At 37.4% G+C, this 24,182-nt stretch carries 37 protein-coding genes and 1 pseudogene; 19 read left to right on the top strand and 19 right to left on the bottom strand.

The window, feature by feature from the left end; genetic code table 11:
- Window positions 1-13 precede the first annotated feature (13 nt).
- Window positions 14-268, bottom strand: a complete 255-nt coding sequence (locus ACP3VS_RS20590; protein WP_031419952.1) for a hypothetical protein — start codon at window positions 266-268, stop codon at window positions 14-16.
- 150 nt (window positions 269-418) lie between these two features.
- On the opposite strand from ACP3VS_RS20590, the gene ACP3VS_RS20585 reads away from it, so the two are divergent.
- From ACP3VS_RS20585 to ACP3VS_RS20575, 3 genes are all read left to right on the top strand, one after another.
- Window positions 419-871, top strand: coding sequence for a CBO0543 family protein (locus tag ACP3VS_RS20585; RefSeq protein WP_426389811.1), 453 nt, complete (start codon window positions 419-421; stop codon window positions 869-871).
- 387 nt (window positions 872-1,258) lie between these two features.
- Window positions 1,259-1,453, top strand: coding sequence for a hypothetical protein (locus tag ACP3VS_RS20580; protein WP_031419947.1), 195 nt, complete (start codon window positions 1,259-1,261; stop codon window positions 1,451-1,453).
- Between the two features lie 393 nt (window positions 1,454-1,846).
- Entirely contained in the window at window positions 1,847-2,062 is a 216-nt protein-coding gene (locus ACP3VS_RS20575) for a hypothetical protein (protein ID WP_036215832.1), read from the top strand.
- A 461-nt stretch (window positions 2,063-2,523) separates the two neighbouring features.
- On the opposite strand, the gene ACP3VS_RS20570 is transcribed toward ACP3VS_RS20575, so the two are convergent.
- The gene (locus tag ACP3VS_RS20570) at window positions 2,524-2,952 is read right to left on the bottom strand and encodes a HEAT repeat domain-containing protein (RefSeq protein ID WP_012294160.1); all 429 of its coding nucleotides are present in this window, start codon (window positions 2,950-2,952) and stop codon (window positions 2,524-2,526) included.
- 217 nt (window positions 2,953-3,169) lie between these two features.
- Between ACP3VS_RS20570 and ACP3VS_RS20565 the strand changes: the two genes are divergently transcribed.
- The 5 genes from ACP3VS_RS20565 to ACP3VS_RS20545 all read left to right on the top strand — a co-directional run bounded on the left by ACP3VS_RS20565 (window position 3,170) and on the right by ACP3VS_RS20545 (window position 6,482).
- Entirely contained in the window at window positions 3,170-4,123 is a 954-nt protein-coding gene (locus ACP3VS_RS20565; RefSeq protein ID WP_197148901.1) for a bile acid:sodium symporter family protein, read from the top strand.
- Window positions 4,124-4,308: 185 nt separating this feature from the next.
- Window positions 4,309-4,497 (top strand): hypothetical protein, encoded by a 189-nt coding sequence (locus tag ACP3VS_RS20560; protein WP_426389809.1) that lies wholly within the window; start codon window positions 4,309-4,311, stop codon window positions 4,495-4,497.
- A 203-nt stretch (window positions 4,498-4,700) separates the two neighbouring features.
- Window positions 4,701-5,573, top strand: a complete 873-nt coding sequence (locus ACP3VS_RS20555; protein WP_197148900.1) for a DMT family transporter — start codon at window positions 4,701-4,703, stop codon at window positions 5,571-5,573.
- A 133-nt stretch (window positions 5,574-5,706) separates the two neighbouring features.
- Window positions 5,707-5,904 carry a hypothetical protein gene (locus tag ACP3VS_RS20550; RefSeq protein ID WP_232900856.1) on the top strand — a complete coding sequence of 66 codons (198 nt, stop codon included), beginning with the start codon at window positions 5,707-5,709 and terminating at the stop codon, window positions 5,902-5,904.
- Window positions 5,905-5,978: 74 nt separating this feature from the next.
- Window positions 5,979-6,482: a DinB family protein gene (locus tag ACP3VS_RS20545; protein WP_012294157.1), complete on the top strand. Its 504-nt coding sequence runs from the start codon at window positions 5,979-5,981 to the stop codon at window positions 6,480-6,482.
- 55 nt (window positions 6,483-6,537) lie between these two features.
- Here ACP3VS_RS20545 and ACP3VS_RS20540 read toward each other — a convergent pair whose 3' ends face one another.
- The gene (locus ACP3VS_RS20540; protein WP_012294156.1) at window positions 6,538-7,341 is read right to left on the bottom strand and encodes an SDR family NAD(P)-dependent oxidoreductase; all 804 of its coding nucleotides are present in this window, start codon (window positions 7,339-7,341) and stop codon (window positions 6,538-6,540) included.
- Window positions 7,342-7,506: 165 nt separating this feature from the next.
- On the opposite strand from ACP3VS_RS20540, the gene ACP3VS_RS20535 reads away from it, so the two are divergent.
- Complete coding sequence (locus ACP3VS_RS20535; RefSeq protein WP_036166198.1) at window positions 7,507-7,707, top strand: hypothetical protein; 201 nt, start codon at window positions 7,507-7,509, stop codon at window positions 7,705-7,707.
- Between the two features lie 463 nt (window positions 7,708-8,170).
- Here ACP3VS_RS20535 and ACP3VS_RS20530 read toward each other — a convergent pair whose 3' ends face one another.
- From ACP3VS_RS20530 to ACP3VS_RS20505, 6 genes are all read right to left on the bottom strand, one after another.
- Entirely contained in the window at window positions 8,171-8,722 is a 552-nt protein-coding gene (locus ACP3VS_RS20530; protein WP_031419937.1) for a DUF1697 domain-containing protein, read from the bottom strand.
- Between the two features lie 95 nt (window positions 8,723-8,817).
- Window positions 8,818-9,855, bottom strand: coding sequence for a threonine aldolase family protein (locus ACP3VS_RS20525; protein WP_426389806.1), 1,038 nt, complete (start codon window positions 9,853-9,855; stop codon window positions 8,818-8,820).
- Window positions 9,856-10,197: 342 nt separating this feature from the next.
- Window positions 10,198-10,413: a hypothetical protein gene (locus ACP3VS_RS20520; protein WP_051563229.1), complete on the bottom strand. Its 216-nt coding sequence runs from the start codon at window positions 10,411-10,413 to the stop codon at window positions 10,198-10,200.
- Window positions 10,414-10,648: 235 nt separating this feature from the next.
- Window positions 10,649-10,831 (bottom strand): hypothetical protein, encoded by a 183-nt coding sequence (locus ACP3VS_RS20515; protein ID WP_230584388.1) that lies wholly within the window; start codon window positions 10,829-10,831, stop codon window positions 10,649-10,651.
- A gap of 72 nt (window positions 10,832-10,903) precedes the next feature.
- Entirely contained in the window at window positions 10,904-11,461 is a 558-nt protein-coding gene (locus tag ACP3VS_RS20510; RefSeq protein WP_426389804.1) for an integrase, read from the bottom strand.
- Window positions 11,462-11,651: 190 nt separating this feature from the next.
- Window positions 11,652-11,855 (bottom strand): KGG domain-containing protein, encoded by a 204-nt coding sequence (locus ACP3VS_RS20505; RefSeq protein ID WP_036161432.1) that lies wholly within the window; start codon window positions 11,853-11,855, stop codon window positions 11,652-11,654.
- 225 nt (window positions 11,856-12,080) lie between these two features.
- Here ACP3VS_RS20505 and ACP3VS_RS20500 point away from each other — a divergent pair, with 225 nt between their 5' ends.
- The 3 genes from ACP3VS_RS20500 (at window position 12,081) to ACP3VS_RS20490 (ending at window position 14,630) form a co-directional block, all read left to right on the top strand.
- On the top strand, window positions 12,081-12,701 hold the full coding sequence (locus ACP3VS_RS20500; protein ID WP_012294147.1) for a hypothetical protein: 621 nt from the start codon (window positions 12,081-12,083) through the stop codon (window positions 12,699-12,701).
- A gap of 149 nt (window positions 12,702-12,850) precedes the next feature.
- Window positions 12,851-13,558 (top strand): DNA alkylation repair protein, encoded by a 708-nt coding sequence (locus ACP3VS_RS20495; RefSeq protein WP_031419927.1) that lies wholly within the window; start codon window positions 12,851-12,853, stop codon window positions 13,556-13,558.
- 469 nt (window positions 13,559-14,027) lie between these two features.
- Window positions 14,028-14,630 (top strand): copper amine oxidase N-terminal domain-containing protein, encoded by a 603-nt coding sequence (locus ACP3VS_RS20490; RefSeq protein ID WP_031419926.1) that lies wholly within the window; start codon window positions 14,028-14,030, stop codon window positions 14,628-14,630.
- 42 nt (window positions 14,631-14,672) lie between these two features.
- On the opposite strand, the gene ACP3VS_RS20485 is transcribed toward ACP3VS_RS20490, so the two are convergent.
- Window positions 14,673-14,957: a hypothetical protein gene (locus ACP3VS_RS20485; protein ID WP_012294144.1), complete on the bottom strand. Its 285-nt coding sequence runs from the start codon at window positions 14,955-14,957 to the stop codon at window positions 14,673-14,675.
- A gap of 113 nt (window positions 14,958-15,070) precedes the next feature.
- Window positions 15,071-15,850 carry an N-acetylmuramoyl-L-alanine amidase gene (locus ACP3VS_RS20480; protein WP_426389802.1) on the bottom strand — a complete coding sequence of 260 codons (780 nt, stop codon included), beginning with the start codon at window positions 15,848-15,850 and terminating at the stop codon, window positions 15,071-15,073.
- 610 nt (window positions 15,851-16,460) lie between these two features.
- On the opposite strand from ACP3VS_RS20480, the gene ACP3VS_RS20475 reads away from it, so the two are divergent.
- On the top strand, window positions 16,461-16,742 hold the full coding sequence (locus tag ACP3VS_RS20475) for a hypothetical protein (protein ID WP_243432685.1): 282 nt from the start codon (window positions 16,461-16,463) through the stop codon (window positions 16,740-16,742).
- Between the two features lie 57 nt (window positions 16,743-16,799).
- The gene (locus tag ACP3VS_RS20470; protein ID WP_368042007.1) at window positions 16,800-17,024 is read left to right on the top strand and encodes a phosphotransferase; all 225 of its coding nucleotides are present in this window, start codon (window positions 16,800-16,802) and stop codon (window positions 17,022-17,024) included.
- 118 nt (window positions 17,025-17,142) lie between these two features.
- Here the strand turns inward: ACP3VS_RS20470 and ACP3VS_RS20465 are convergent, their stop codons facing one another.
- The 5 genes from ACP3VS_RS20465 to ACP3VS_RS20445 form a co-directional block, all read right to left on the bottom strand.
- Entirely contained in the window at window positions 17,143-17,955 is an 813-nt protein-coding gene (locus tag ACP3VS_RS20465; RefSeq protein WP_426389799.1) for a DnaD domain protein, read from the bottom strand.
- A gap of 213 nt (window positions 17,956-18,168) precedes the next feature.
- Window positions 18,169-18,588 (bottom strand): hypothetical protein, encoded by a 420-nt coding sequence (locus ACP3VS_RS20460; protein WP_031419921.1) that lies wholly within the window; start codon window positions 18,586-18,588, stop codon window positions 18,169-18,171.
- Window positions 18,589-18,696: 108 nt separating this feature from the next.
- Complete coding sequence (locus ACP3VS_RS20455) at window positions 18,697-19,005, bottom strand: hypothetical protein (protein WP_036166213.1); 309 nt, start codon at window positions 19,003-19,005, stop codon at window positions 18,697-18,699.
- 103 nt (window positions 19,006-19,108) lie between these two features.
- The gene (locus ACP3VS_RS20450; protein WP_232900858.1) at window positions 19,109-19,318 is read right to left on the bottom strand and encodes a hypothetical protein; all 210 of its coding nucleotides are present in this window, start codon (window positions 19,316-19,318) and stop codon (window positions 19,109-19,111) included.
- 34 nt (window positions 19,319-19,352) lie between these two features.
- Window positions 19,353-19,637 (bottom strand): DUF5316 domain-containing protein, encoded by a 285-nt coding sequence (locus tag ACP3VS_RS20445; RefSeq protein ID WP_426389796.1) that lies wholly within the window; start codon window positions 19,635-19,637, stop codon window positions 19,353-19,355.
- Window positions 19,638-19,815: 178 nt separating this feature from the next.
- Here ACP3VS_RS20445 and ACP3VS_RS20440 point away from each other — a divergent pair, with 178 nt between their 5' ends.
- The 4 genes from ACP3VS_RS20440 (at window position 19,816) to csaA (ending at window position 21,253) form a co-directional block, all read left to right on the top strand.
- On the top strand, window positions 19,816-19,953 hold the full coding sequence (locus ACP3VS_RS20440) for a hypothetical protein (RefSeq protein ID WP_281486536.1): 138 nt from the start codon (window positions 19,816-19,818) through the stop codon (window positions 19,951-19,953).
- Complete coding sequence (locus ACP3VS_RS20435) at window positions 19,954-20,532, top strand: hypothetical protein (RefSeq protein ID WP_230584384.1); 579 nt, start codon at window positions 19,954-19,956, stop codon at window positions 20,530-20,532.
- A gap of 114 nt (window positions 20,533-20,646) precedes the next feature.
- Window positions 20,647-20,823, top strand: coding sequence for a hypothetical protein (locus ACP3VS_RS20430; RefSeq protein WP_008179752.1), 177 nt, complete (start codon window positions 20,647-20,649; stop codon window positions 20,821-20,823).
- Between the two features lie 97 nt (window positions 20,824-20,920).
- A complete protein-coding gene (gene csaA, locus ACP3VS_RS20425; RefSeq protein WP_426389793.1) occupies window positions 20,921-21,253 on the top strand; it encodes a chaperone CsaA in 333 nt (110 codons plus the stop codon).
- Window positions 21,254-21,264: 11 nt separating this feature from the next.
- Here csaA and ACP3VS_RS20420 read toward each other — a convergent pair whose 3' ends face one another.
- The 3 genes and pseudogenes from ACP3VS_RS20420 to ACP3VS_RS20410 all read right to left on the bottom strand — a co-directional run.
- Entirely contained in the window at window positions 21,265-22,152 is an 888-nt protein-coding gene (locus tag ACP3VS_RS20420) for an AraC family transcriptional regulator (protein WP_031419916.1), read from the bottom strand.
- Window positions 22,153-22,559: 407 nt separating this feature from the next.
- On the bottom strand, window positions 22,560-23,117 hold the full coding sequence (locus ACP3VS_RS20415) for an isochorismatase family protein (protein WP_036215800.1): 558 nt from the start codon (window positions 23,115-23,117) through the stop codon (window positions 22,560-22,562).
- A gap of 102 nt (window positions 23,118-23,219) precedes the next feature.
- A pseudogene (locus ACP3VS_RS20410) lies at window positions 23,220-23,505 on the bottom strand (O-methyltransferase); the annotation flags it as partial.
- 89 nt (window positions 23,506-23,594) lie between these two features.
- On the opposite strand from ACP3VS_RS20410, the gene ACP3VS_RS20405 reads away from it, so the two are divergent.
- Window positions 23,595-23,795, top strand: a complete 201-nt coding sequence (locus tag ACP3VS_RS20405) for a hypothetical protein (protein WP_036161417.1) — start codon at window positions 23,595-23,597, stop codon at window positions 23,793-23,795.
- Window positions 23,796-24,182: the final 387 nt, after the last annotated feature.

Here is a 24,182-nt window from a genome sequence, read left to right as displayed (position 1 = left end):
TGATTCTCCATAGCTAAACCTTTCTTTTTTGTTTCCCTAATTTTTCATTACCTCTTTTAAAATTGCCTGTCATTTTCGCTAATAATAATTGAACTTCTATTGTCTGTTGTTCCGCTTCATGGATTTTTGCTAAAAGACGCTCTGCCTCGTTTTCCTTAACCACTTTAATTTGTTTCCCCTCGTAATAAATAGCGACAGTCCCTTTTTTCGTAATTTCATACGTAAATGGCTCCTCGCTTAATCGATTACGTTTATCAATTCCACTCACTTTATTCAACTCCCGTCCTCATTATTGTCCACATCAATTAAAATATTTTTGACGTATTGTTATATTCCACATCACCAACATCTGTATGTTTCTACGGTTCTGCAGTAATACTAATAAAGATTAGATTAGTTAGTAATGAAAGGGTAAAAGATGATTTTACATTTATTTTTAGTTTTTCTCATTCCTTGGATGATTTGTCTCATGCATCTATACAAAAAAGAAAAAATATTGCTTTTTTTAGTGGCTCCATTTTTTAGTGTCGTTGCTTATCTCATGAATGCTCTCGGCTTTTATTTCGATTTTTGGGAGGTGCTACCTTTTCCCGAACAAAAAAGTTTCGCTTCACTACCTTTTGATGTTGGCATATACCCTGTCTTATCCTGCTACTGTATCTATTTCATAAAAAAAACGAACAAACCTTTTTTGGTTCTATTTTTAATGACTTTGCTCACCACTTTTTTAGAAGGGATATTTGTTTTCTTTGAAAGGGTCATCTACCAAAACGGATGGAATATTTATTTTACCTTTTTCTCCTATTTGCTCCCTTATTTATGTTTGTATGGGTATTATAGATTTTTACTGAAAATACGAGTCCTCCGATAACTATTTTTTTGCTAAAAAAATAATTTTTCTTCAATATAGTTTTAATTTCTACTGAAGAGGCCATCAACTAGATATACGAAGTGAACTCATCATATATATAGTAATAGTTAAGCTAAACTAGTTTAACAACCTCCTGATTTGTTACTTAGGGTCACTTCTAACCAAAGTGACCCTTCATATGTTTTACATGACTTACATAAGTTATTAGGAAGGTTTAGTAAACATAAATTTTATAATATATTGAAACTATTCAATGATTAGTATGCTAAATATGGGCATCCTTATCTTTGGATCAATAGCAATTATCGTTACCCACTTCTAGTCTTTTAGGTACTTAGCAACATTATAGATTGATGATAAGTACATTATTTTAAAAGGAGGAAGGAAATGTCGAAAATACCCATTTATATAAAATTGCTCATTGGGATTGGGATGATTATTATACTAACCTCACTGTTTCTGTTAAAGGATCATCCCTATTATGTCTGGCTAAGATGGACAGGTAATATTTTATTGATCGTCGGTATTGTACGGATTCCTTTTTCGAAGGAAACTGATAAAAGACAAGTCAAAATTCGATAAATCCCTTGGACTTGAGGGTAATTTCAGCCCCCACGAACAGCCCCTTTCATTTTGAAGGGGCTGTTTTACTATAATGGAGACAAATATCAAATAATCAATAAAGAAACTATGAAATGATGCAAGTGAGACAAGCAAATTGATCAATAAAGTTTGATTAAAAATCCTTTGTTGATGTGCAAAATCTATTCATCTACAATCAGGTCAGATTGAAAGAAAAGATTCCAAACATAGCTTTTGGAACTTTAAGTTTCAGCATGTGATTATCTATTATTTTCACAGGGTATTTTAAATACTAAATTGCACTTGAATGATCACAAGGTTTATTGTTTTCCTTGTAGAATCTAATTACTATAATAAATTGGAGTGACTTTCAATTATAAAGGGCGTGTAAAAATGGACCTATTACTTTGGATAACTATTGGCTTCATAATAATTGGATTTATTGTTCTCACTTCCATGAAAAAAGGGATGGAAAGTAAGGTTGCTTTTATAAACGAGGAAAATTCATTCAAAGCTAAATCCGTAATTTGGTGGATATGGAGTTCCACTGCTTGGGGGATAGTGAGTATGTTTCTTGTTATTTGGTGTTTTCATCATTATCGTGGATAACTAATGTTTTGTATTCATTTTCTGATGTATTACTGCAATGACTATTCTTGATTAATAAATACTTTATAGATTATAAATTCAATAAACGTTCCCACACGAAAGCTTGGAAACACACTAAAAGGCAGGAATGTTGCTAAGTCAATGTTGGTGCTCTTTTAGCTATATAAACATAGCTACGATAGGACTTTTCGAGATTCTTCTGCGTGTGTTATCTGAATAAAAACCTGTAGTTAGCATACCAGCATTTTTTTATCATTCCTCTACGACATCTGATGCTTTCCTTATTTCGGAAAAGCGCCGGTTAATTAAAGATCGTTATGTAAAGTATGCGTCGTTCCCTGATGCAAAGTAAAAAAGTAATACATTTTATTATTTGTTGAACCGCAGCTTTAGCTAAGAAAAAGCCATTCTCTCTACATTGGGAGAGAATAACTTTCCTTCATAAATCGGTATACAATTGATTACAGTTTTGCCCAACGTTCCTCTAACCAGTTCATAAATTGTACACCTTTGTCGCCTTCATACGCATCAAAGACATCTAAACGCATACGTTTTAGTTTATCTGCAAAGTCTGCCACTGTATGGTCCTTCGGCAAGCTTTTTTTAACCCGCAGGAAAATTTTGTCTGTTCCCTTGATAATATCAAAACGTGCAGGTGATGGTTTCTCTACGTCCTCGCCAAGCGCCACAAGTGCTTCATAGGCTGCTACCTGCACCTTGTAGACAGTATCATGCTGCATACGATTTAATAATAAATCTATGATTTTGTCATGTTGATAAGCCGATAACTTTTCGACTGCGTCTAAACGCTCTCGCCAGCTAGATGTATAATTGGCCTGTTTTTTTAATGTTTCATACTGCTCAGGTAATGCTGTTTCAAACTGTTTCAAGTAATTGCACCTCTTTTTTTGACTAGAGGAAAAATAAATTCTTTTTCTTCTGCTTCACTTATTATACGTTGTCTTGGTGAAAATAGCGATAAATCACTGGTAAGCCTATTAGACCGGATGCTATCGAACCTTCTGCTTTTTTATTTGCCTATCCCCCTATTCTTCCTGTTATTATTATAATTAAGGTATAAAATCAGATGAAAAAGAAGGTCTTTTGATGTTAGAAAAATTAAATGTATTTCTCCAAAAATACATTGCCATCTTGACACCATTAAGTTTAATTTTAGGTGTATTAGTTGAAAGCTGGGGACAAAATTTAGTATTTCTCGTGTCCTGGCTATTTGCATTCATGACATTCTCAGGAAGCTTACATATGAAATTTAAAGATGTAAAAATCTTTATGAAGCATCCAGGACTTATTATCTTCTCCATTATTTTTCTTCACCTATTCATGCCGTTATGGGCGTATTTTTTATCCACTGTGATCTTTGACGACCATTTATTAACGGTCGGCTTTGTTTTAGCGGTTGCAATTCCAACAGGGGTTACAAGTGTTATCTGGATCAATATTTGCAAAGGAAACTTACCATTAGGCTTATCCATAATTTTAATCGATACGCTACTTTCTCCATTCATTCTCCCTTTCATTCTCTTCTTTGTGTCGGGTGAAAAAATTGAATTAGACGTTCTATCGCTTGTATTTAACTTAGTTTTAATGATTGTCTTGCCGACGATTGTCGGTATATTGGTGAATGAATGGTCAAAGGGAGAAATACCAAAGAAAATTGGAAAGAAGCTTGCACCTTTTTCAAAGCTATGTTTATTTACTGTCATTTTAATTAATAGCAGTGCGATCGCTCCATACTTGAAGGATTTTAATCTACACCTATTGTTCGTGATATTATTAGTGTTTTTAATTGCTGTATCCGGCTATGTTTTCGCCTTTTACATAGGTCGCTATTTGCTAAAAGACTATTCACATATGGCTACCTTTGTCTTTACTGGAGGTATGAGAAATATTGCCGTTGGGGTCATTGTTGCTACTACATACTTCCCGGGTAAAGTAGCAATGCCTGTCGTGTTTGGCATGTTATTTCAGCAAGTGCTTGCATCAATTTTTAGTAAACTGGTGATAAAAAGAACCACTTTGATGGATGAAGTTTCAAATTAGGTGGTGTTTTCATGAAAAAGGACATGATTACAGTTATTTCTGTTTATGGAGTAGGAGCTATTTTAGTTTTATTGGTGTCCCTCCTCTTTTATAGGTTTTTTTAGGCTGACTATTCCCTAAAAGAGCAAAAAAGAAGTGGCATGTATCAAGCTTCATTCGCCAATCTAATTTTCAGGGGGGATGTGATGACTGTTAAGAGTAGGATTTTCATCTGTTTAGTTAGCGGCTTAGCATTATTTTTAGTAGGAGCATATAAAATCTTTACCAATCACTTGGAAGCTATGTCCCAGCTTGTTGCTTATATGTTCTTCGTTTGTGGATTTATAGGCTTTGTTTTTAGTAGTGTATCGTTGTATAGAACAGCTCGAAACTAGTATTGCTATTCAATCTGAATCGCCTTGCTGAAATCAATGACGTTTCCCTTGTACTTATAAAAATATATGAATAGGATGGTGTGATCTAAATGATGTATGCTCCATTGTTTGAACAGGACGTTCCAGCACTTCTTCTTCCTTAACGGTAGAAGCGCTTTTTCTCCGTTAAGGACATAGGTATCTATGAAAACGGAGGAAAAAACATGAGAATTAAAATTATCGGTGCCCTCTTTTTATCGCTTGCGGCGAGCATTTGGGGCGCTATGTATGTAGTTGTTAAAGTAGTGGTGGAAGTCGTGCCACCGTTGGAGCTTGTTTGGATTCGTTATTTGATTGCCGTATTAGCGCTTGGTTTAATTGGCATTATGATGAAGCATTCTTGGAAAATCGCCAAAAAAGATAGGCTCCTTATTTTTCTTGTCGGCCTCATTGGGAATACAATTTCGATAGTTACCCAAGAAATGGGCACTATGCTTTCCACTGCTCAAATGGGTGCGATTATTACGGCTACAACACCTGCTTTTATGGTGGTCTTTGCTCGTATCATATTGAAGGAAAACATAACGCCGAAAAAAGGATTGTCCATTATTCTTGCCACAATTGGCGTTGGTGCTATTGTAGGCCATGGCGGAATTAATTTAACCCAACAATTAGGTGGACTCTACTTATTGGTTGCTGCATTAACATGGGCATTAATGTCAGTACTAGTAAAAAAGGTTCCAAGTCATTACTCTCAAATTGTTGTAACAACCTACTCTTCTTTGATTGCCGTCATACTACTAACGCCTTTTGTCATTCCAAGGCTAAAAGATTTGAATTTATCCGTTGTTTTACAGCCTACAATTTCAGGCGGCTTGTTATACTTAGGTATTGTTTCAACTGCTGGAGGTTTTTTATTGTGGAATAAAGGGCTTCAACTAATGAATGCTTCTAGTGGGGGCTTATTTTTCTTCCTTCAGCCCGTTGTAGGCACAATTTTAGGCTGGCTTCTTTTAGGTGAAGCGATTGGTCTTTCGTTTTGGTTGGGCTCCCTATTTATTTTTAGTGGAGTATTTATGGTCATTCGCGAAGAGTAACAGTATGTGCGTTTCTATCTTGTATAGAGGCGCGCTTTTTTCTTAAACCAGCTACTGGCGGATATCACGTATTTTGTTGTCATGTTCATACAGCTCGGCTCATATATTGCAACAGCCTAAAGGAGATGATGATTTGATTACCTTATTAGATTCCTTAAAGGAGCTATCCTTTATACTCATACTTATTTCTACTATGGTGTATCGTCGACATCTTAAATTAACGAGATGGAAAAGAAAACTAACGATGGGTGAATGGATAATGTATATCGTTACGTCCACTGCCCTTCCTGTTTATGCCATACTTTATATGGTTTTTCTTTTGGGAACTTAATTTGTGGAAAATAATCCTATTCACTATTAATAAATATATAATTGAATGGAAGATTTCATTTTAGGAGGTTTTTTATGTTTCAAACAGTAGAGCATTTTTTACAATCCTGGACATTTGAGGCCACTGCTACGCAAAAACTATTACAACAGCTTACTGATGAATCGCTTCATCAAGCCATTACTGCTGAACATTGGACTTTAGGACGTATAGCGTGGCATACGGTCACAGCCATTCGAATTATTTCTGCGAATACCCATCTAACATTCGAGGCACCAGCAGAGGATTTTCCTGTTCCTACTTCAGCACAATTGATTGCAGATAGCTATTACCAAGCGAGTAATGCCTTTATGGAAGCTTTAAAAACACAATGGACAGACAAGACCATGAATGAAACAATTGAATTTATTGGTCAAACCATCCCTAACGGCTCCCTCTTATTATTTTTATTGCAACATCAAAGTCATCATCGTGGACAAATGACTGTGCTAATGCGTCAAGCAGGCTTACCTGTTCCAGGCATTTATGGTCCAGCCAAAGAGGAATGGGCACAGTTCGGGTTACAAGCTCCCAACATGTAAATCAAACAATTAAATCGAGGTTGCCTATTAAGGGACAACCTCTTTTCTGGAGAACTTAGTTAAGAGTAGCTAACCCGTTATTCGTGTCTGCAATGGTTGGGTTTGCTAAATAATGCCCACCTTCAATTTGCAATGTTTGACCTGTCATAAATTTCGATTCGTCAGAGGCTAAAAATACCACTGCATGACCAATATCATCTGCTTCACCATGATACGGTAGAGCATTAAATTTAGAATAGATTGCTAGCATTTCTTCTGGCATATTATTTTTCGCTGCTGGTGTTAAAATGAGACCTGGTGCGACCGCATTACAGCGAATTTTATCTTTACCATATTGTGTGGCAATGTTCTTCGTCATATTGACCACGCCTGCTTTTGTAGCCCCATAAGCTGTACGGATTTGATCACTAGCGAATGCGGCCATGGAAGCTGTGTTAATAATAGAACCCCCTCCTGCCTTTTGCATATGTGGAATCGCAAAACGGCTACCGAGTAAAATGGATTTTAAGTTCACATTGACTAAACGATCCCATTCATCTAAGTCTATATTGACAACATCTAAATCCTTCTGCAAGTTCGTTAGACCCACATTATTAAATAGTACTGTGAATGTGCCGTATTGTTCCACCGTGAAGTTCACCGCTGCCTCTATAGAAGAGGCATCTCCTGCATCAAGGAAAATAGCTGAAGCTTCGTATCCTTCTTTCACTAAAGAACTGGCCGCTTCTTTAGCACCCTCTACATTGAAATCGGCAATAACAACTTTTGCGCCTTCCTGTGCTAATAAGGTCGCTGCTGATAAACCAATCCCTGATGCGCCACCTGTTACTAATGCTACTTTATTTTGTACACGATTCATTTACAATTCCTCCTTATAACTAAAAAGAGCAACCAACTCTTTCTTCCTGAAAGGTAGTTTAACATTAAACTATTTATTTTTAAACTAAAAAGACTAGCTTATCGATTACCTACGCTCTCTTTTTTTATGTTAAAATTTACATATATTACATAAAGAGGTGTTCATATGGCAAGCAATAAATTGAATTGTAAAGCATGTGGAAACGATGCCTTTGCTTCAGGACAAATTGGCAGTTTCACCAGTGAAGGAAATATACGGCCGATGGGCTCCATTATGGCTACTGGATCTCCCCTCATCTTAACGTTTTGTACAAAATGTGGGGAAGCTTCATCCATCAAAGTGGCTAAGCCGGAGAAATTTACATAAGGCGCATGGGTATTGTCAAGACAAACGTCGATGTACTGGCTTGAGCTATCGTTTTCTTTTTCAGCTCATCCGTTGACAGTGCGTGTTTTTTCAAGTCACCAACTACTAGAAAGTGCAATGTTCAAGGGTTAATTTAGTGTGACCATACACCTAATTCCTACCCTTCTATACAAGAACTAAATAATTATGCTATAATACATTGGAAATCCTCAGAGGGTCAACCAATTCTTGGCTGTAGCGAATAATCTCGCTACAGCCCTTTTTATTATCTATTTAAAAAAACGAAAGCATCCTTAGTTGCTCTCGTTTTTATGCTTCCCCTATTATTTTTCTTCCCCATTGATACAGTTTTTTCGCCCAATTCCACATCAAAATAAAGAGATAGATGTTGAGCATTTTTGATGAATCGTTTTTACAATGAAATAACTAATAGGTTAAATGAGTAAACGTAATGGAGCTCGCGTCATGAATCAAACATGGTTGTAAGCTTCATGATAGTTTTCCAATTACGAACCGTTGCGGGCACCTCGAGCTTGGGCAATTGTTGACTAAGCTTAGCGTTGCGAATGCTATTGTAAAATAAAAGATAAACCTCTCTGCCGATGATGACACAACGCTCTTGCTCATTCACATATGATAAATATTTATTACTATTTTCTTCCGTAGGGGCAGCAGGTAATAAGGCGACATGAAGGCATTCCCCTATTGCCGCGGCACTAGCGTCAGCAATGTCTTGCTGAGAAAATGGGCAATTGTTGACGATATGCTGAAGTTCCTCAGCGGTTCTAATGATGACTGTACTTGTAATATCAAAGTTTATTTGGATTGTTTCATGAATTATCTTCTGCAAAACTTCCTCTGATTCGGTGGATTCAAAAAGAATATTCCCGCTTTGTATATAGGTACGAATATTTTGCAATCCAAGTGGTTTAAGAGCTTCCCTTAAGTCAGCCATTTTTATTTTATTATGTCCACCTACATTAATGCCTCTCAGTAATGCTACGTAGTTAATCATACACCCCCACCTTTCTTCCTAATTGCATTATAGCAATATTTAGGGAATACTAGGGAAAAAAACTGCACTCGGGAAGTCCAAGTGCAGTTGAATAATTATGCTAGTCGCTCGATGTCCTTTATTAAACGATCCACATTTTCTTTTTTTGTCGCCCAGCTTGTGCAAAAACGAACAACCGTATGGGTATCATCGAAGGTTTCCCAAACAGAGAAGGAGTATTTTTGGCCTAATTTCTTAAGTAAATCGTTCGGCAAAATGGGGAATTGCTGATTGGTTTTTGAATTATAGCGTAAGGCGAATCCTTTTTGGATAAACGCCTGCTGAATGAGCATTGCCATCTCTACCGCATGATGGGCAATATCCAAATAAAGATGATTCTCCAATAATGTTTCAAATTGAAGACCTAGTAATCTGCCTTTTGCGAGTAGCCCACCTCTTTGTTTGATCATATAGCGAAAATCTCGTTGGTAAGCTGGATTCACAATTACGACCGCTTCGCCAAATAAGGCGCCCATTTTTGTTCCACCTATATAAAATACATCGCAAAGCTGAGCAATATCTTTTAACGATAAATCATTGCCGTCTGCTACTAAACCATAGCCTAAACGAGCACCGTCTAGAAACAATGGCAATCCACAATCCCGGCAAACTTTACTTATTGCACTTAGCTCTGCTTTACTATATGTTGTTCCATTTTCTGTTGGATGAGATATGTACACTAAGCCTGGCTGTACCATATGTTCATGTGTGCTGTCTTGCCAGTGGGCGTCATAGCATGCCTTTACCTGTGCGGCCGTTATTTTACCATCATCGCTAGGCAAAGTGAGCACTTTATGACCGGTCGCTTCAATTGCCCCTGTCTCATGGACAGCAATATGGCCTGTAGTTGCCGCAATGACTCCTTGATGAGGACGTAGGATGGAGGCGATGACAGTTGTATTCGTTTGCGTGCCACCAACTAAAAAGTGAACGTCTGCCTGCTCAGCCGCTATCTCTTTTTTGATATAGGCTCTAGCTCTTTCCGAATGCTCGTCCATCCCATAACCTGGAGATTGCTCCTCATTGGTTTCCACTAATTTTTGCAAAATTTGTGGATGGGCACCTTCTGCATAATCATTTTCAAATCGTATCATATCTTTTCCCTCCAATTTCTCTCTGTATCTATAGCTTATTTTACAACCTTAGGATGGTAATAATCTATGGTTAGTTGGTGGTCTAAAGGACTTATTCGCTATTACAAGGAACGCTTCGGGCTGAGATACTAATTATAGGAATGATTATCATTTTAAAAATCATTCTCTCCCCCCTTTAAAGGAGGCTTTATTTCATTGTTATAAATCTAGTATGTCATCTGTAAATCATACTTTTAGCCATAATTTCTATTTACGATGAAAAAACTACAATCTTTCTATAAATTTGCCTAATGATAAATAATAATCATTAGGCTTTCTTACTAAATTAGATTTCCTCATTGCTCAATCTCCTGAAGGACCACATGACGAATCACTAGTTGTTGAGCTATCAGCACAATGATGGTTCTCGTGAGTAGTAGTATGCAAATGATGACCATTCCAATCGTTTGTTGAATGTAAATCATGTATCTCCTCATTGGATTGATTAGATTTTTGGCTAAAGCTACTAAGGATACTGACGACTATGATGATGCCAATAAACATAATAAAAAATTCCACTATTTCCATCCCTCCTCTTTCATTATGTATGATTATAGCATGCAAAAAATGGAATCTGTTCTCTTTATACCCATAGTTTTTATATAAATCTGGTAATTGATAGGAATGGATGTTAATTTGGTATCTGTTTATGCATTGTATGTACGGATTCAAACCATCTTCTCTGCTTTAGTCTACTCATAGGTGAAATTACGGACAAAATAATACCACAATCGTATGGATTGTGGTGTGTGAATTATGATTGAGATTTACATGATGATGATTCATTCGCACGATTCGTATCGTTTGAATTTTTCTTTTGTTCTTTTGTTAAAGAATTATCTTCACGCACATCTAAATCATCTGGACTTAAATCTGTCGCTAATTCCGCCAACTCTGACTGACGTTTATATTGCTTGCCCTTTGTCAAAATGATCACCTCCAAGTAGTATTACATTGCCCTAATTGGTTCGATCTCATTCTTGGAAAGGTATGAAATAATCATTTCTAGCTATGCTAATTGAGGTACAAGCTGGTTCAAAAGATGGTGATATGCTTGTAAATCTTGGTCATATAATTTTTTATAGGTCGCTAGGCTATAATGCTTTATATAATCGAATTCCTCATCACTTACTAAGTGATGTTTTTGATTGAGAGCCCAAGCATTTTCCCATGCAGTTTGCTCAAATTGAATATTCATATGATGTTCTTCCAGCAACATAGATAACAGATGCTCATGAAGATAAATTTCCTGTAAGCTATGTTGTTTTTTCATTGTAAAAATTTCAATGGTACGCGGAAGCGATGATTGTAATGCTTCACGATCCACCGCATGACCCAGCTCATGTAAGGTCATTGTTTTTACATACACTTCAAGTGAAGGTGGATGTGGCAGCTCATTCTTTGCCTCGATTAATCGCTCGGCATCAAAGCCTACATAATGCCCAATAAAGTTATAGCTCATATTAATTCCTGAATGGTCCTGCTTTATAGTCATCCGCATGCCAACAGCCTGCACAACGGAGTTGATGATATCATATAGTTCTTTTTCATTATGTTGTTTTGTCATGATCCGTCCTCATTTCCTCTGCAAACAATCTCATGTAACTATAATGGAAACGGATTAAATATATACTACAATTCATATAAATTCAACAAATAAATCCTATAGATCTTGAGGAAATGCTCCACAAAAAAGGCGCTTGTAGTAAAAACTACAAACGCCCCGTGTGTGAAGGGTCTTATCTTATTTAAAGGGATTAGTTATTATTGTTAGTTCTTCGATTTTGGTTAGTGTTATTACTACGCTGTTTGCTGCGAGCCTCGCCGCCTTTACGTCCTATTTCTTCATAAAAATCACGATCATGATTTCTGGAGGTAGCTTCTCCGCCTTTACGTCCCGCTTCTTCGACAGTCATGTTTTCATTGTTGTTTCTGTTGCGATTGTTTTGCTTGTTAGCCATTTTCTATTCCTCCTAATTTTTTTTGAGCTATTGACTAGCTCGCTATTTATATTCCCAGCTACATCCTATCTAAACATCCTTTTTTCAAAAAATTGATTTTTCTATAGTAGTAGAACCTTGCCATCCCAGCTCTCTTCAGTCTTCGAGCAATCATATAAATTTACTCGTACCAATATAATACTAATCTATAACATTGTAATTTTATGAAGGAAGGGTGATGTGAAAATGACAATTTTGACAAAGCCATCAATTGGCTTAACACAATTTACGGACTTCACGATGAAGGGAAGTGCCGCCAAGACGAAATTTGTGAAAGATATTAAATATCAGGGCGATTATCATCCAATTAAGGATTATTGGAAAGCATTACGCGAAGGGTTAAAAAAATACCATGAACATCATTTTAATGACTCTTACCTTCTCGATCTTGTAGACAATGCCCTCCCTGCTCGTCAGAAAAATTATCAAGAAGCTATAAAAGCCTATTTAAAATTTTTTAAAAACAAAAATGTGCAATGGTTTGAACCCGGTAAATCTAATTGGGTTTGTGATGACTTAATCGTCCGTTCAAATCCAGAGCTTGGTTTAATCGTTGATGACATCCCCTACCTTATAAAACTATATTTCAAAGGAAAAAATGAACGCATTGATAAACATAAATGTCGATCTGCCCTTACCCTCCTAAAGGATTCTCACTATTCCGTTGAACATCCTGCTTCTGTTAAACATGCCATTTTAAATGTTCAAAAAGGTCGCTTAATTACAGAGGATGAATCGACCGAGTATCACCAACTAGCCCTTGAAGCGGATGCTGCACAATTTATGTTTATTTGGAATAGGCTTTAATCGTGAACAACTATATTTGAATAGCGTATTTTTTATTCGAATAAGATGGAAGCATTTCTAGACGAAACTAGTTCAATCATGACAAAAGGGCATGCCCTATAGGATAATAGTAAAGAGCGTTGAAATCAGATAATAAAGGAAGTGCTTCTATGAATGCAGAAATGGTGATGCAGGAGCTGAAGGAGCTAGGCAAAGAACGGACGAAAAAAATGTATATGTCGAATGGGGCACATGAGCCGGTTTTTGGTGTGGCAACAGGAGCCATGAAGCCGATTGCCAAGAAAATTAAAATCGATCAGGCATTGGCAGAAGAGCTTTATGCGACTGGCAACTATGATGCTATGTATTTTGCAGGTATCATTGCAGATCCAAAAACGATGACGGCGGCTGATTTTGATCGATGGATGGATTCGGCTTACTTTTATATGCTGGCTGATTATGTAGTGGCAGTCACTTTAGCGGAATCACCTATTGCACAAGAGGTGGCGGATGCATGGATGGCGAGTGGTGAGGAACTGAAAATGTCAGCAGGCTGGAGCTGCTATTGCTGGCTTTTAGGAAATCGTAAAGATAACGAATTTTCTGAAAGCAAATTAGCAAGCATGCTAGAGGTTGTGAAAAAAACAATTCATACTGCGCCTGAACGAACAAAATCTGCGATGAATAATTTTCTTTACACAGTGGCGATTTCCTATGTACCCCTCCACGAAAAAGCTGTGGCAATAGCACAGGCAGTTGGTCCTGTGGAAATGAAGCGTGACAATAAAAAAAGCACGACACTGAATGCCTATGAAACTATTCAAAAGGAACTTGATCGAGGAAGGCTTGGTTTTAAACGTAAATATGTAAGATGTTAATGAATCAATCTAACAAGCATTGATCCCATTCGGATGAATGCTTTTTTTGTTATCGCATAAAAAATATTGATTTTCATTATTTTTTTAATTTCCTATATTTTATTTTAGAATTCATGCGTTTATGTAACGACAACAAAGAACAACCGAACAAGCATTGTACTATAGTCATCATTTTCTTTATCCTAACAGGGTACTGTCTATGATACTTCTTTATAGGCAAGAAGATATGACCGGTAGTATTATGAGGGCAATGAGTCTTATGTTTGCATCAAGTACCATAGCAACTTTTGCAGCTGTCCTCATCGCCTCTTATAAAAACCGAAAAGAATTAACCGTTTTCTGTTAGTGCTCTCCATTTTGGATATGTAATAGCTTCCCTATATTTCACTACTATTTTACTATAAAAACATACCAAATTTTACTTTTTGATAGTATAATAATTACATATTTTGATAATAGGAGGATATATATGAAAAAATTAGTCTTATTTTTAGCGATGATTACCCTATTCTTCACCACTACCACGATTGCTGATGCACATCCAGGGCGTCTCGATAGCAATGGTGGTCATAATTGTTCAGACAAGTCAAAGGCAAAAGGTCTTTGTACAGGCTATCATTATCATAATGGGAATAGCGGCAGTGGTTCCTCCTCAGGTGGTCAAAGCAGCTATACACAGCCCACAACAGCAATTCAGGCTCCAGCATTGACAAAAGTAGCCGTTTATTTGAATAATGTAAAACAAAGTTATACGCCAAGCGCCTACATGAAAAATGGCACAACATTGGTACCGATGAAACCAATTTTTGAAGCTCTTGGAGCAACTGTTTCTTATGATAATGCCACTAAAAAAGTAACTGCGACGAAGGTCGGGAAGAAAATTGTTATCGGGGTTGGCAACAAAACAGCTTATGTTGATGCAAATGGAACGACATCTACAATTAGCCTTAGCCACCCTGCCGAAGTTTATCAAGGAACGACAATGGTGCCTTTACGCTTTGTTAGTCAAGCCCTTGGCGCAGAGGTAACATTTGATGAAGCCAAATTAACCGTCTATATTACAACAAAATAATGGACAAACAAAAAGCAGCTTCCTTGGAAGGATGCTGCTTTTTTAGTGTTGTTCTAACTCGAACTGATATTTTTTATTAATTTTATTAGCTATTTTCTCTAAAAATGCAGCAACTGTCATATTTTCAACTTCATTTGTATACCATGCCAATTTGGCGCCATAATTTTTTTTATTATAATTTACTTCTAATGGCCAGAAATTTTTAGTCTTATAGGTATAATCAAATTTTATATATAGTTGTTTTCCCTCTGGACACTCCATGACCACGTTATATAACGGATTTTTTCTTTCCTGCTCAAATTTTACTTTTCTTATTTTCGTTAACATCCTAACCCCCGCCTCTCTTCTTTTTATTTCGACAAAAGTTCTAAAGATCTTTAAAAAAAAAAGATAAAGCACGCTGTTTCAACGAACTTTATCCTTTCTTTATTATAGCATAGTTATTTATTATCGACAAATTTATCGTAATAACGTTTGAGCATAGTAGCCATTTGCTCACGTGTGAGAACCCCTGCCGGATTCATATTTTTACTGCCATCGCCTCGGATAATGCCTTCTCTAATAGCCCATTCCCACGCTTCTTTATGAGATGCGGCTACTTCTCGATCGTATAGTAAACTAGCTTTTGTAGCTAATACGCTTTTTAAAGCTTCTATTTCCTGCTTCAACTCATTATATTGGGACATTGTTAACCCCTCCTCCAGGCCATTTTTTAAATCTTGCTGGAACTGTGCTTCGCTAATACCCATACTTATTAAATAGGCAAACGGATCTTTGTGTGTGGTGCCGCCCAAATTATCAGCTATCCAACGATGGGATTTGATGCCGTTGCCAGTACCATCTAAAATAGTGGGAATCCCTGCCTCTATAGCCATTTTGCGCAATAACCAAATATATGCTGCGTAATCCTTTTTAAATTGTTCCTTATCAGAAGTCCGCGCTAGCTCTATTTGGGCATAGCTATATGGATTCCCTTTAGGGCCACAACCATATTGAACGCGATTAACTGGTGCTATTTGCACAATGCGTCCGCCACCCCCTACCCAGTGAGAAACGAAGGCATTGGCTTTATTTTTATTCATATAGGCAATTTCATTTTCTAATGCATTTGGACCAGTGTTAGTGCTATTACCCGATTCATGTGCTACCACGTACTTAATGGCGGTGAGCGGTTGATTAGGTAATCCTGACATCATCTGCAATTCAATCACATAACTCATTATGCACCATCCTTTCCTATCATTTTTTTGCGAATGACCACCATGCTATTCATCATTTGTTTTGACGATTATAGGGGTGAATGGACAACTAGTTTTATTGCGACAGGCTAGCTATTTGTCATGGTTGACTGATGGGCTGAATGGATGACTGCTCTATTTCACCTTTTTTGCTGCTACACATATAAAGTGAATGAAGGAAGAGAGTGACATTCACTTATTCTAGTAAATGCAAGCTACACCATTTTTTCTAGTTAGTTGTGCTCATGACTATTATTTAAAATGATGAATAAATGATCATTTCACTTCAACAGGTGCATTGACAAAGGACGGCTCCATATAGTATTTTGTATCTTCTAAACTGAATGAAGGAGAGAGATAAAGTGATTGTAGAAAATATCATGAATCGATTAACTAGCCTACACCGTTACACGGCTATTAAAAAAATCGACAAAGGCTATTCCTCTGATACCAAATATGTCGTAACCGTTAATGATACACCTTATTTGTACGCCTCTCCGATCTCGCACACCAAGAGAAAAGGTGGATTGAATTTACTTTACTACAGGACTTAGAGCTCCAGAGAGTTCAAACACATAAGGCCATTGAATATATGGTCCTCCCAGACGACCATCTTTCAGCGATGGTGATGAGCTATTTAATAGGCTCCCCTGCGGATGAAATCATTCTTCAGCTTTCGGACACAGAGCAGTATCATCTCGGTCTAATGGCAGGGAAAGAATTAAGAAAAATTCATCAGGTGAAATCACCAAAAACTATCCATTGGGAGACGTTACAAAAAGAGAAATTTACTAATTATTTACAAGCCTATCAGCAGGATTCTTATCAAATTCCGCAAGAGGCTAAATTATTGTACTTTATAGAAGAACATTGACCGCTATTAAGACAACGCCCAACTACCCTTCTTCATGATGATTACCACCTTGGGCACATTATTTGCCACCAAAATAGTTTTAATGGGGTTATTGATTTTAATGGCTATGATGTAGGTGATCCCTATCATGATTTTTATAATCTAGCCCTGTTTAGTAGACGGCATAGTGTCCCCTATTGCATCGGGCAAATAAATGGGTATTCCACCCAGCCACCAGATGATGAGTTTTGGCGACTATATGCCTTATATGCTGCCATAAATGTCATTTCAACCATTGCCTGACACGCCAATATGATCCGCAATCATTTGACGATGCGTTAGCCAGAATTCAGCTAATTTTACAGGATCATGCTTACTTTTCCTCCGTGAGGCCTTTATGGTATCCCGATCAGCAGGTCGTTTAGCCACTTTCGAGCAGCGCTAATATTTTTTGCCGCTCTGCTTCAAAATTAATGGCTGGCTGCTGTGGCCGTTCCTCTTCATGACGATGGTGAAACCACTGTGGAATAATCTCTTGACGTCTCTTGGCTGGCATGTCCGCCACTTTTTTCTTCTGGGCATGAAAGCGCATTTGGTCTGAAGCAATATCTACCATGGTCTTTAGTTGTTTATGATGCCAATTTTGCAATATCTTCTCAACATACCGCCAGCACAATACATTGTGCTCCACAGCTAGCTTCATCGCATGGATGACTATTTCCTCTGAAAAAATGTTTAGCCAGGAATGAATTTTTGCAGTCATATACGCCGACAGAGAGCCAAAGCCTTGTTGTTCGAAAAAGTAGTAGGCTGTCTGTGATTGTTGATTATCATCTTTATTGTTTAGTAATTGGTTATTTAGTAATTTATTATTTAGTTGTGTGGGCTTTTCCGTATGTGGTGCGGCCGTTGACGGATAACCCGTTGACGGCTGGGCAGCACGGTTAGAGACTTCAAAAACGACAAACTCCACCTTGCTGAATTTTCCATCCTTTGCTCGCTCCTGTACCTTTTGAAGATAACCTTCCCGAATCAGTTCATTAACAATGCTAGCAGTCCCGTCACGTCCACATTTACTACGTGTCGCCAAATCTGTCAGACAAAAATCCCAATCATCTGGCAATGACAGCATATAGGCAAGCAATCCCTTTGCCTTCCAACTTAATTGGTCATTATTTAAAAAGCCCTTGTCCAATACCACAAAGTTATCGTTCTTCACTACTCTGTAGATCATGGCTATCCCCCTCCTCCACAATTACTCTCTGTACTATCTATATAAAAGTTTATGCTATAAAAAGGGACAAATTTTTCTAATTTTTTATTTCGCTAGAATTTATGGTCCTTTTTTTGAGGGTGTTCTTCTGAATACATGGACAAAAAAAGACACTTACCATTTCGTAAGTGCCTCTGCTGCAACGCTCACTGCCAATGTTGAGTGTGCCTTGTTTTATTCGTATAATTCTTTATAGATAATAACTTTTAATGCAGCTATTTCTTCATCTGATAATTTGCCTTCTACCTGTTGTAATGCCTCTTCCTTCGTCATGGAGCCGTCCTGTAATTTCACACGAATATCATTTAGCTCTGTAATGCCTACTTTTTGAATGATTACTTTAGTAGCCTCTTCTTTCGACGTAAAAGGTAACGTACTACTATCTACCGTTTTCGCCTCTTCCATATAGGCTTTTAACTCCGGATCGTTTTCAATTGTATTTTTGATTTCTTCCTTTTGTCCACTATTCTCTAATTCTGTTGAGAGTGTATTGACAATTTTTTCTGACGCAAATTTCGTGCCAAAATGTAATACACCATAGCCAACTATACCAATGAAAATAATAAAAACAACTAACCATTTCATGAATCTCAAAATCGCTTCACTCCTTTATCCACGTTCATCATACTATATGGAGTGGGTGATTGAGAAACAATTCTCCCTAGAAATTATGTAAAAAAACCCCATCCGATGATGAGGCTTTTATTTGACGTATTTCAAATACTTGCGGACAAATTCTACAATATAAAGTATTTCTTCATCAGTCATACTTAAAAGATTGCAAACACGTTGCAGTCTTGCTGGTGAAGTTAATTGTTGACGAACTTGATGGATATACATGTATTTGCATTTACGTGGATTAACCTTATCCCGTATTTGCTTGTATCGAAGGTATGCGTAGCGAGCAAATGCATTAAGCATCTCCCGCTCCTGCTCATCACGTTCTTTTTTTCTAGCAGCTTCATCAATTATGTCCGTTTCAAATGTCCGTGTACCATCTGTTAATTGCATAGTACCACCTCTCTATTGCAAATGTACTCCTAACTATTAAATGCAACAAAAAAAGCCACACCTAGGGTAGATGTGACACTTTTATTGATTACCTATGTAAAGATTATTGAGAGTGCTTTCTTCTTTGATCTCGCTTCTTCAACATATATCGTGTAATGCCAAGGGTGATAACAATTTCGTTTATTAATAAAAATTGAAAACCATTGGGAGTTGCATGTCGCCAATCATAGATGCCCCAAATAATAAGTGTGAAGAGAACAACTGCAAGTGTATATCTAGAAGCCTCTGAATAATAATCTTTTTCTTTATCCAAAATCTGCAACATCCTTTCTATTGAGACGTTTTTTTCACATATAACACGCAAAGATAGCGACAATAATATTCGGTAATGCTAACCATAAAGCGTTATTCATGATGTGATTACGTTCATCCCTATCTTCTTTGGTTTCTGTTGCAAAATTGGCCCGCATTCGATCCCCACTCCCCATTGATCCAGACATTAACAAAGCGAAAATAATGAGTATTCCACCTACAAGCCCCGAAAGGAAATGGGCTTTTTCTGTACCCCATATTAGGATTGAAAATACAACACCTAGGATGGACATGATCGTTCCGATGCCTACATATTTCATTTCCACACACCCCTTCTGTAGTATACGGTGGAAGCTTCATTTTCGTTTCAAAAAAACCAAAATTTTCATATTCATTACAGCCACTATATAATATAATGAGGAATTTTCTTTATTTATAAATCGTAGCGATGAGCAAAGTCGACGGTTTTCCAAATAATACAGAAGGAGTAGATACAAATTGAAAAAAGAAATGGGTGCGTTGCTATTGTTGAGTGCTATTCTGTTTTCAGGTTGCCATTCAGATCAAAAAGAAAATCCCACAGAAGAAAAAACTTTTAAAAAAGCTTATAGTCCAACACATGCTGATGCCACATGAATGGGTTCCTCTGCCAATAAAGAAGTAAAACTGTATAAGAAAGGAGATGACGTAAAACTGGAGTTTAATGGGAAAACGAAGGACTTTAATTGGAACAACCCTGATGATACAGGAACCGAGCCTCAAGTGTTTTACATAGATATGACTGATGACGGCGATGAGGAAGCTGTTATTATCCTTCAGACTGGTAGAGGAACGGGGCTAGATAATTATGATATTCATGTAGTAGATCAGGACTTACAAGAAATAAAGGTTCCTCATTATGAGGAAATTGTTGCTCAACATATGGAGTCAAACGTTGTGAAAAAAGACTTTGAAACATTAAATATTACGGGTCGAGCATTTGGCAAGGAATATCACTTTGACTATAAAATCGATCCAGAGCTAGAAATACAGCAGGATCAGCTAGGTTTTGGTGCAATAACGATTTATTATATAGAAAACCAACGAATAAAATTGACCCTTGCAGCTAGCGTATTTCCTATAAATGTGGCTGATTTCCATATTACCTATACATTCGATCATACGAAGAACGAATTTATGGTCGATCAAATAGAAGTAGAACCGATTCAACAATAAATAACAAACGAGTATTTTTCCTCTACTATTTATTCGTATAGGATAAGCTCCAAACGTTCATAGTAAGTATGGTATGAAACTCATACCGAATCATACGACGGAGGGATCAATTTTATGAATAATGTTCGTGAAGGTTTAATCCCAACTATTCTCGGGTCGGCTGTCACAGCGGCAGGATATGCCATGAAGCAAAAGCATGGTTCTAATAAAATGGTGGCCAACACCATTTTTGGCTTTGGTTTAGCTCATATTGTGTTAGGAGCTATTGACCTGGTGGAGCATCGTCGTTAAGAAAAGAAGGGCACTCTATGTGCTCTTCTTTTTATTTTGAATAATTTCCCATACAATGTTAGCATGATAATATAGTTAAATGAAGGAGAGTTGTCTATTGGCCACATTTGAAGATTTTACAGCGCTTGATCTACGAGTTGGTACAGTTTTGCAGGCACAGGAGCTACCAAAAACGCGTGTTCCTGCTATTAAAATGAACATCGATTTTGGGGAGGAGATCGGCATTAAACAGTCTTCTGCCCAAATTACAAAACGGTATACGCCAGAGGCAATGGTCGGAAAGCAAGTTGTAGCCATTGTTAATTTTCCTCCACGCCGAGTTGCCGGTTTTAAGTCAGAGGTGTTAGTGATTGGTGGAGTGCCCGAAGAGGGAGACGTTATCCTGTTAACACCTGATCAGCACGTACCAAATGGCACAAAAATACATTAAAGAGCCGTGCATTATGCAAGAGGCTCTTTTTTGTGAATGGGTATCCATATTTCACTTGTAAAGGTTGGTGAGGAGAAATCAGTGCTCGCATGACTGACAATTTCAGGGCCAGCCACCTGATTATAGCCAGAAGACGGAAACCATTCGGCATAAATACGGCCCCACGATTCCTGAAGTGTTTGCGGGAATGGTCCTACCACTGTAAAGACTACCCATGTATTCGCAGGGACAGCAAGCTGACAAAAGTACCCAGGGTTTGTTGCTTCTGTAGTAGCTACTCCAATATAATGATCGAGTTCTCCCTTCTCCTCCATTCGCCCCTCTGAAAAATTTGTAGAGGCTTGGATGATGCCCTTAGGTTCCACATTGGACAGCTTTTTAAGCTGCTCAATATCTGTAATTGTTAGAGATTGCGCCATTTTCACAATGTCCGGATTTTCTCCCTGAAAAATAATCGGTACACGTTTCATCAAGCCAACAATGTGAAAGGCTTCTTTTTGCTCGAGTCGGTAATTCATTTCTTTTCCTCCTTGGATGGTAAGTTGGAAGGTCATCCGTGGGAAAGCTTTAAATGTTTGACCAGTTTGCCTTGCCTCTGAGGGTGTCATTCCATGTAAGTGCTGAAAAGCTCGTGTAAAAGCATCTGCTGAGCTATAGCCGTACATAACAGCTATATCAAGGATTCTCAAAGAGGCGTTCGACAAATCAAGAGCAGCCAGTGTCAAACGTCGCCGACGAATGTATTCAGATAGTGAGATACCAGCTAGAAATGAAAACATTCTTTTAAAGTGATACTCTGAACAATACGCTTTTCTTGCTACTTCCCTCATGTCAATATCGTTTGTCAAATTGGCCTCAATATAGGCAATTGCTTCATTCAATCGTGTGCATGAATCCACTTGAATAACCTCCCTTTACACAACAATAGCAAGAATAGAATGATGTCATCCGACATATTGTGCCCTAATTAGTCGCCTTTCAAAAAATAATCTATCGAACAGGCAGATCACTAACTTTCAAAGCTACTTTCACATATATATAATAGTGTAAAGCTAATTTTAGCCTTACACCTCCTGACTTGATACTTAGGGTCACTGGTCGTACAGTGGCCCTATGAAGAAGAAGGTTTCCATATAACTTGTATCCCATTTTTACTATATCCAATAAGTTACCTGTTCCATTTCTAAAAAAACTCTATCCTTTTGGACAAGCTTTTGCTATAGCATAACGTCTTTCATGTAGTAGATTGGATGTTTTAGAAAGTAAAAGGAATGACCAAGAACTAAAATTCTTGGTCATTCTTATGTTAGCGATAGGTTGAATGGCTCGGCTCAAATAAATCTTCGTCGGAATGACGCACAAGGGAGAAATGGTCAACATTGTAATGACCATGTAATAAGTCATTATGATGTGCGATTATTGCGCCTGGTTCTAAAACCTTGGAGCCGTTCGTCGAATGTCCATCACCGACAACTGTGACATCAAAGCCTTGAACAGTGGCAGTTCTGACGGCGGTATCTACACAGTGCTCGGTTTTACACCCCATCATTACCAAGTGCTTCACATCATGAACCTTTAAATAGTCCAGCAAACCCGTGTTGTAGAATGCATTGGTAGCAAGTTTATCAAAAAAGACAGCTGATGTGGGAACATGGATTTTTTTATGTACTTGAAAGCCAGCTCCCTCCCCACCAGCTACATCTTGATCACGAACAAAAATAATTTGAGCATTTTCTTCGATTGCCTTGTTAATCACCTTATTGATGGTCTCTACTAATTCGTCTTTACGATAAACAGCTTGTTCCTCCTGATTACCTTCCATTAGTTCTTGCTGTGCATCAATCACAATTAACGCTTGTTTCAAAAGCATCTCTCCTTTTTGGGTTACTAACCATACTTTACCATAAAGGAGGTTTTACCTTTATTATTTTTTTACTTTAGAAACGGTTATGTCATCCCCAATTGGTCAAAGGATGGACTCCAGTTGCGGGTGGACTGCCACCAGCTCATTAAATTTCTTCATGATGGCTGTATAGCGTTTTGGTGTTATCTCTGGATCAGCAACACTACCCGACTATCCGTGACCATTAACGCACCAGTATTTTCTATTTTTATACAGTACGCTAAATATGGCTCATCATTTTCCTTGTGCATATTTTTCCTCTAACTCTAGTGAGGTTAATGTGCCCCACATCTTCAATTCCTCTCGCCAGGCAGATGCCACTATAGCCACCTAATGCTCCAATTTCTAATTTGTATACATCATGTCAATAAACATATTGCTTTCATCGTTCAACATATACTGGGGATAGCGATTACTTTTGAAATGGAGGTACGTGTATTGAAAAGAGTCATAAAATATGTTTTGGGGATTGGCACATTATTGATACTGTCAGGCATCTTTTTAATTGGTGCGCAATCTCACTATAATCAGAAGGAAATTAAAATTGCGAGTAAAATTTGTCTTGAAAATGGCGGACATCCTAAAATCATTCGTGATTATTTGGCTCTTAACTACTCCTTTTCCTGTCAAAAGGACTGAGGTTTTACATAAGATGGTGAATTAAATCATAAAGATATTTCTTATCAATCAAAGATGAAATGGATCCATTAACTAAATCGTTTGAGTTGCATTTAACAATTCGAATATGCTAAAAACACCGTATCTTTTTTATAAACATCGCAACCTTATTGCAAAACTAAACCTAGCATTTTAAAAATCTAAAAAGGAAAGGGTTGCTACAAATAATCAGCTTTCACTGACTTTTTGGACAACCCTACTTTTTTCTATTTTAATTGCATTGTTGTAATGCAAGTGCCATCGCTTTCATAAGTAGAAAATATCGATTCTACCGATGTTAAAACTTTATAAATTCTTACAAAATAAATTGTAATTATAAGGTTAAATTCCCTGTTCAACGAGTCCCGC

The sequence above is a fragment of the Lysinibacillus sp. VIII_CA genome (assembly GCF_049943995.1).
Classification (GTDB): domain Bacteria; phylum Bacillota; class Bacilli; order Bacillales_A; family Planococcaceae; genus Lysinibacillus; species Lysinibacillus pinottii.
The sequence above is the reverse complement of the archived record's forward strand: the minus strand, read 5'-3'. Positions and strand labels throughout refer to the sequence as shown.

Excerpts from the sequence above, each read along its gene's own strand:
- ACP3VS_RS20555 (WP_197148900.1), top strand. The coding sequence starts at position 4,701 with ATGAGAATTAAAATTATCGGTGCCCTCTTTTTATCGCTTGCGGCGAGC.
- ACP3VS_RS20455 (WP_036166213.1), bottom strand. The coding sequence starts at position 19,005 with ATGCAATTAACAGATGGTACACGGACATTTGAAACGGACATAATTGAT.
- ACP3VS_RS20490 (WP_031419926.1), top strand. The coding sequence starts at position 14,028 with ATGAAAAAATTAGTCTTATTTTTAGCGATGATTACCCTATTCTTCACC.
- ACP3VS_RS20585 (WP_426389811.1), top strand. The coding sequence starts at position 419 with ATGATTTTACATTTATTTTTAGTTTTTCTCATTCCTTGGATGATTTGT.
- ACP3VS_RS20540 (WP_012294156.1), bottom strand. The coding sequence starts at position 7,341 with ATGAATCGTGTACAAAATAAAGTAGCATTAGTAACAGGTGGCGCATCA.
- ACP3VS_RS20560 (WP_426389809.1), top strand. The coding sequence starts at position 4,309 with ATGACTGTTAAGAGTAGGATTTTCATCTGTTTAGTTAGCGGCTTAGCA.
- ACP3VS_RS20505 (WP_036161432.1), bottom strand. The coding sequence starts at position 11,855 with ATGGCTAACAAGCAAAACAATCGCAACAGAAACAACAATGAAAACATG.
- ACP3VS_RS20445 (WP_426389796.1), bottom strand. The coding sequence starts at position 19,637 with ATGAAATATGTAGGCATCGGAACGATCATGTCCATCCTAGGTGTTGTA.
- ACP3VS_RS20535 (WP_036166198.1), top strand. The coding sequence starts at position 7,507 with ATGGCAAGCAATAAATTGAATTGTAAAGCATGTGGAAACGATGCCTTT.
- ACP3VS_RS20530 (WP_031419937.1), bottom strand. The coding sequence starts at position 8,722 with ATGATTAACTACGTAGCATTACTGAGAGGCATTAATGTAGGTGGACAT.
- ACP3VS_RS20565 (WP_197148901.1), top strand. The coding sequence starts at position 3,170 with ATGTTAGAAAAATTAAATGTATTTCTCCAAAAATACATTGCCATCTTG.
- ACP3VS_RS20480 (WP_426389802.1), bottom strand. The coding sequence starts at position 15,850 with ATGAGTTATGTGATTGAATTGCAGATGATGTCAGGATTACCTAATCAA.
- ACP3VS_RS20500 (WP_012294147.1), top strand. The coding sequence starts at position 12,081 with ATGACAATTTTGACAAAGCCATCAATTGGCTTAACACAATTTACGGAC.
- ACP3VS_RS20435 (WP_230584384.1), top strand. The coding sequence starts at position 19,954 with ATGGGTTCCTCTGCCAATAAAGAAGTAAAACTGTATAAGAAAGGAGAT.
- ACP3VS_RS20465 (WP_426389799.1), bottom strand. The coding sequence starts at position 17,955 with ATGATCTACAGAGTAGTGAAGAACGATAACTTTGTGGTATTGGACAAG.
- ACP3VS_RS20575 (WP_036215832.1), top strand. The coding sequence starts at position 1,847 with ATGGACCTATTACTTTGGATAACTATTGGCTTCATAATAATTGGATTT.
- ACP3VS_RS20510 (WP_426389804.1), bottom strand. The coding sequence starts at position 11,461 with ATGACAAAACAACATAATGAAAAAGAACTATATGATATCATCAACTCC.
- ACP3VS_RS20580 (WP_031419947.1), top strand. The coding sequence starts at position 1,259 with ATGTCGAAAATACCCATTTATATAAAATTGCTCATTGGGATTGGGATG.
- ACP3VS_RS20495 (WP_031419927.1), top strand. The coding sequence starts at position 12,851 with ATGAATGCAGAAATGGTGATGCAGGAGCTGAAGGAGCTAGGCAAAGAA.
- ACP3VS_RS20475 (WP_243432685.1), top strand. The coding sequence starts at position 16,461 with ATGGTCCTCCCAGACGACCATCTTTCAGCGATGGTGATGAGCTATTTA.
- ACP3VS_RS20525 (WP_426389806.1), bottom strand. The coding sequence starts at position 9,855 with ATGATACGATTTGAAAATGATTATGCAGAAGGTGCCCATCCACAAATT.
- ACP3VS_RS20545 (WP_012294157.1), top strand. The coding sequence starts at position 5,979 with ATGTTTCAAACAGTAGAGCATTTTTTACAATCCTGGACATTTGAGGCC.
- ACP3VS_RS20430 (WP_008179752.1), top strand. The coding sequence starts at position 20,647 with ATGAATAATGTTCGTGAAGGTTTAATCCCAACTATTCTCGGGTCGGCT.
- ACP3VS_RS20485 (WP_012294144.1), bottom strand. The coding sequence starts at position 14,957 with ATGTTAACGAAAATAAGAAAAGTAAAATTTGAGCAGGAAAGAAAAAAT.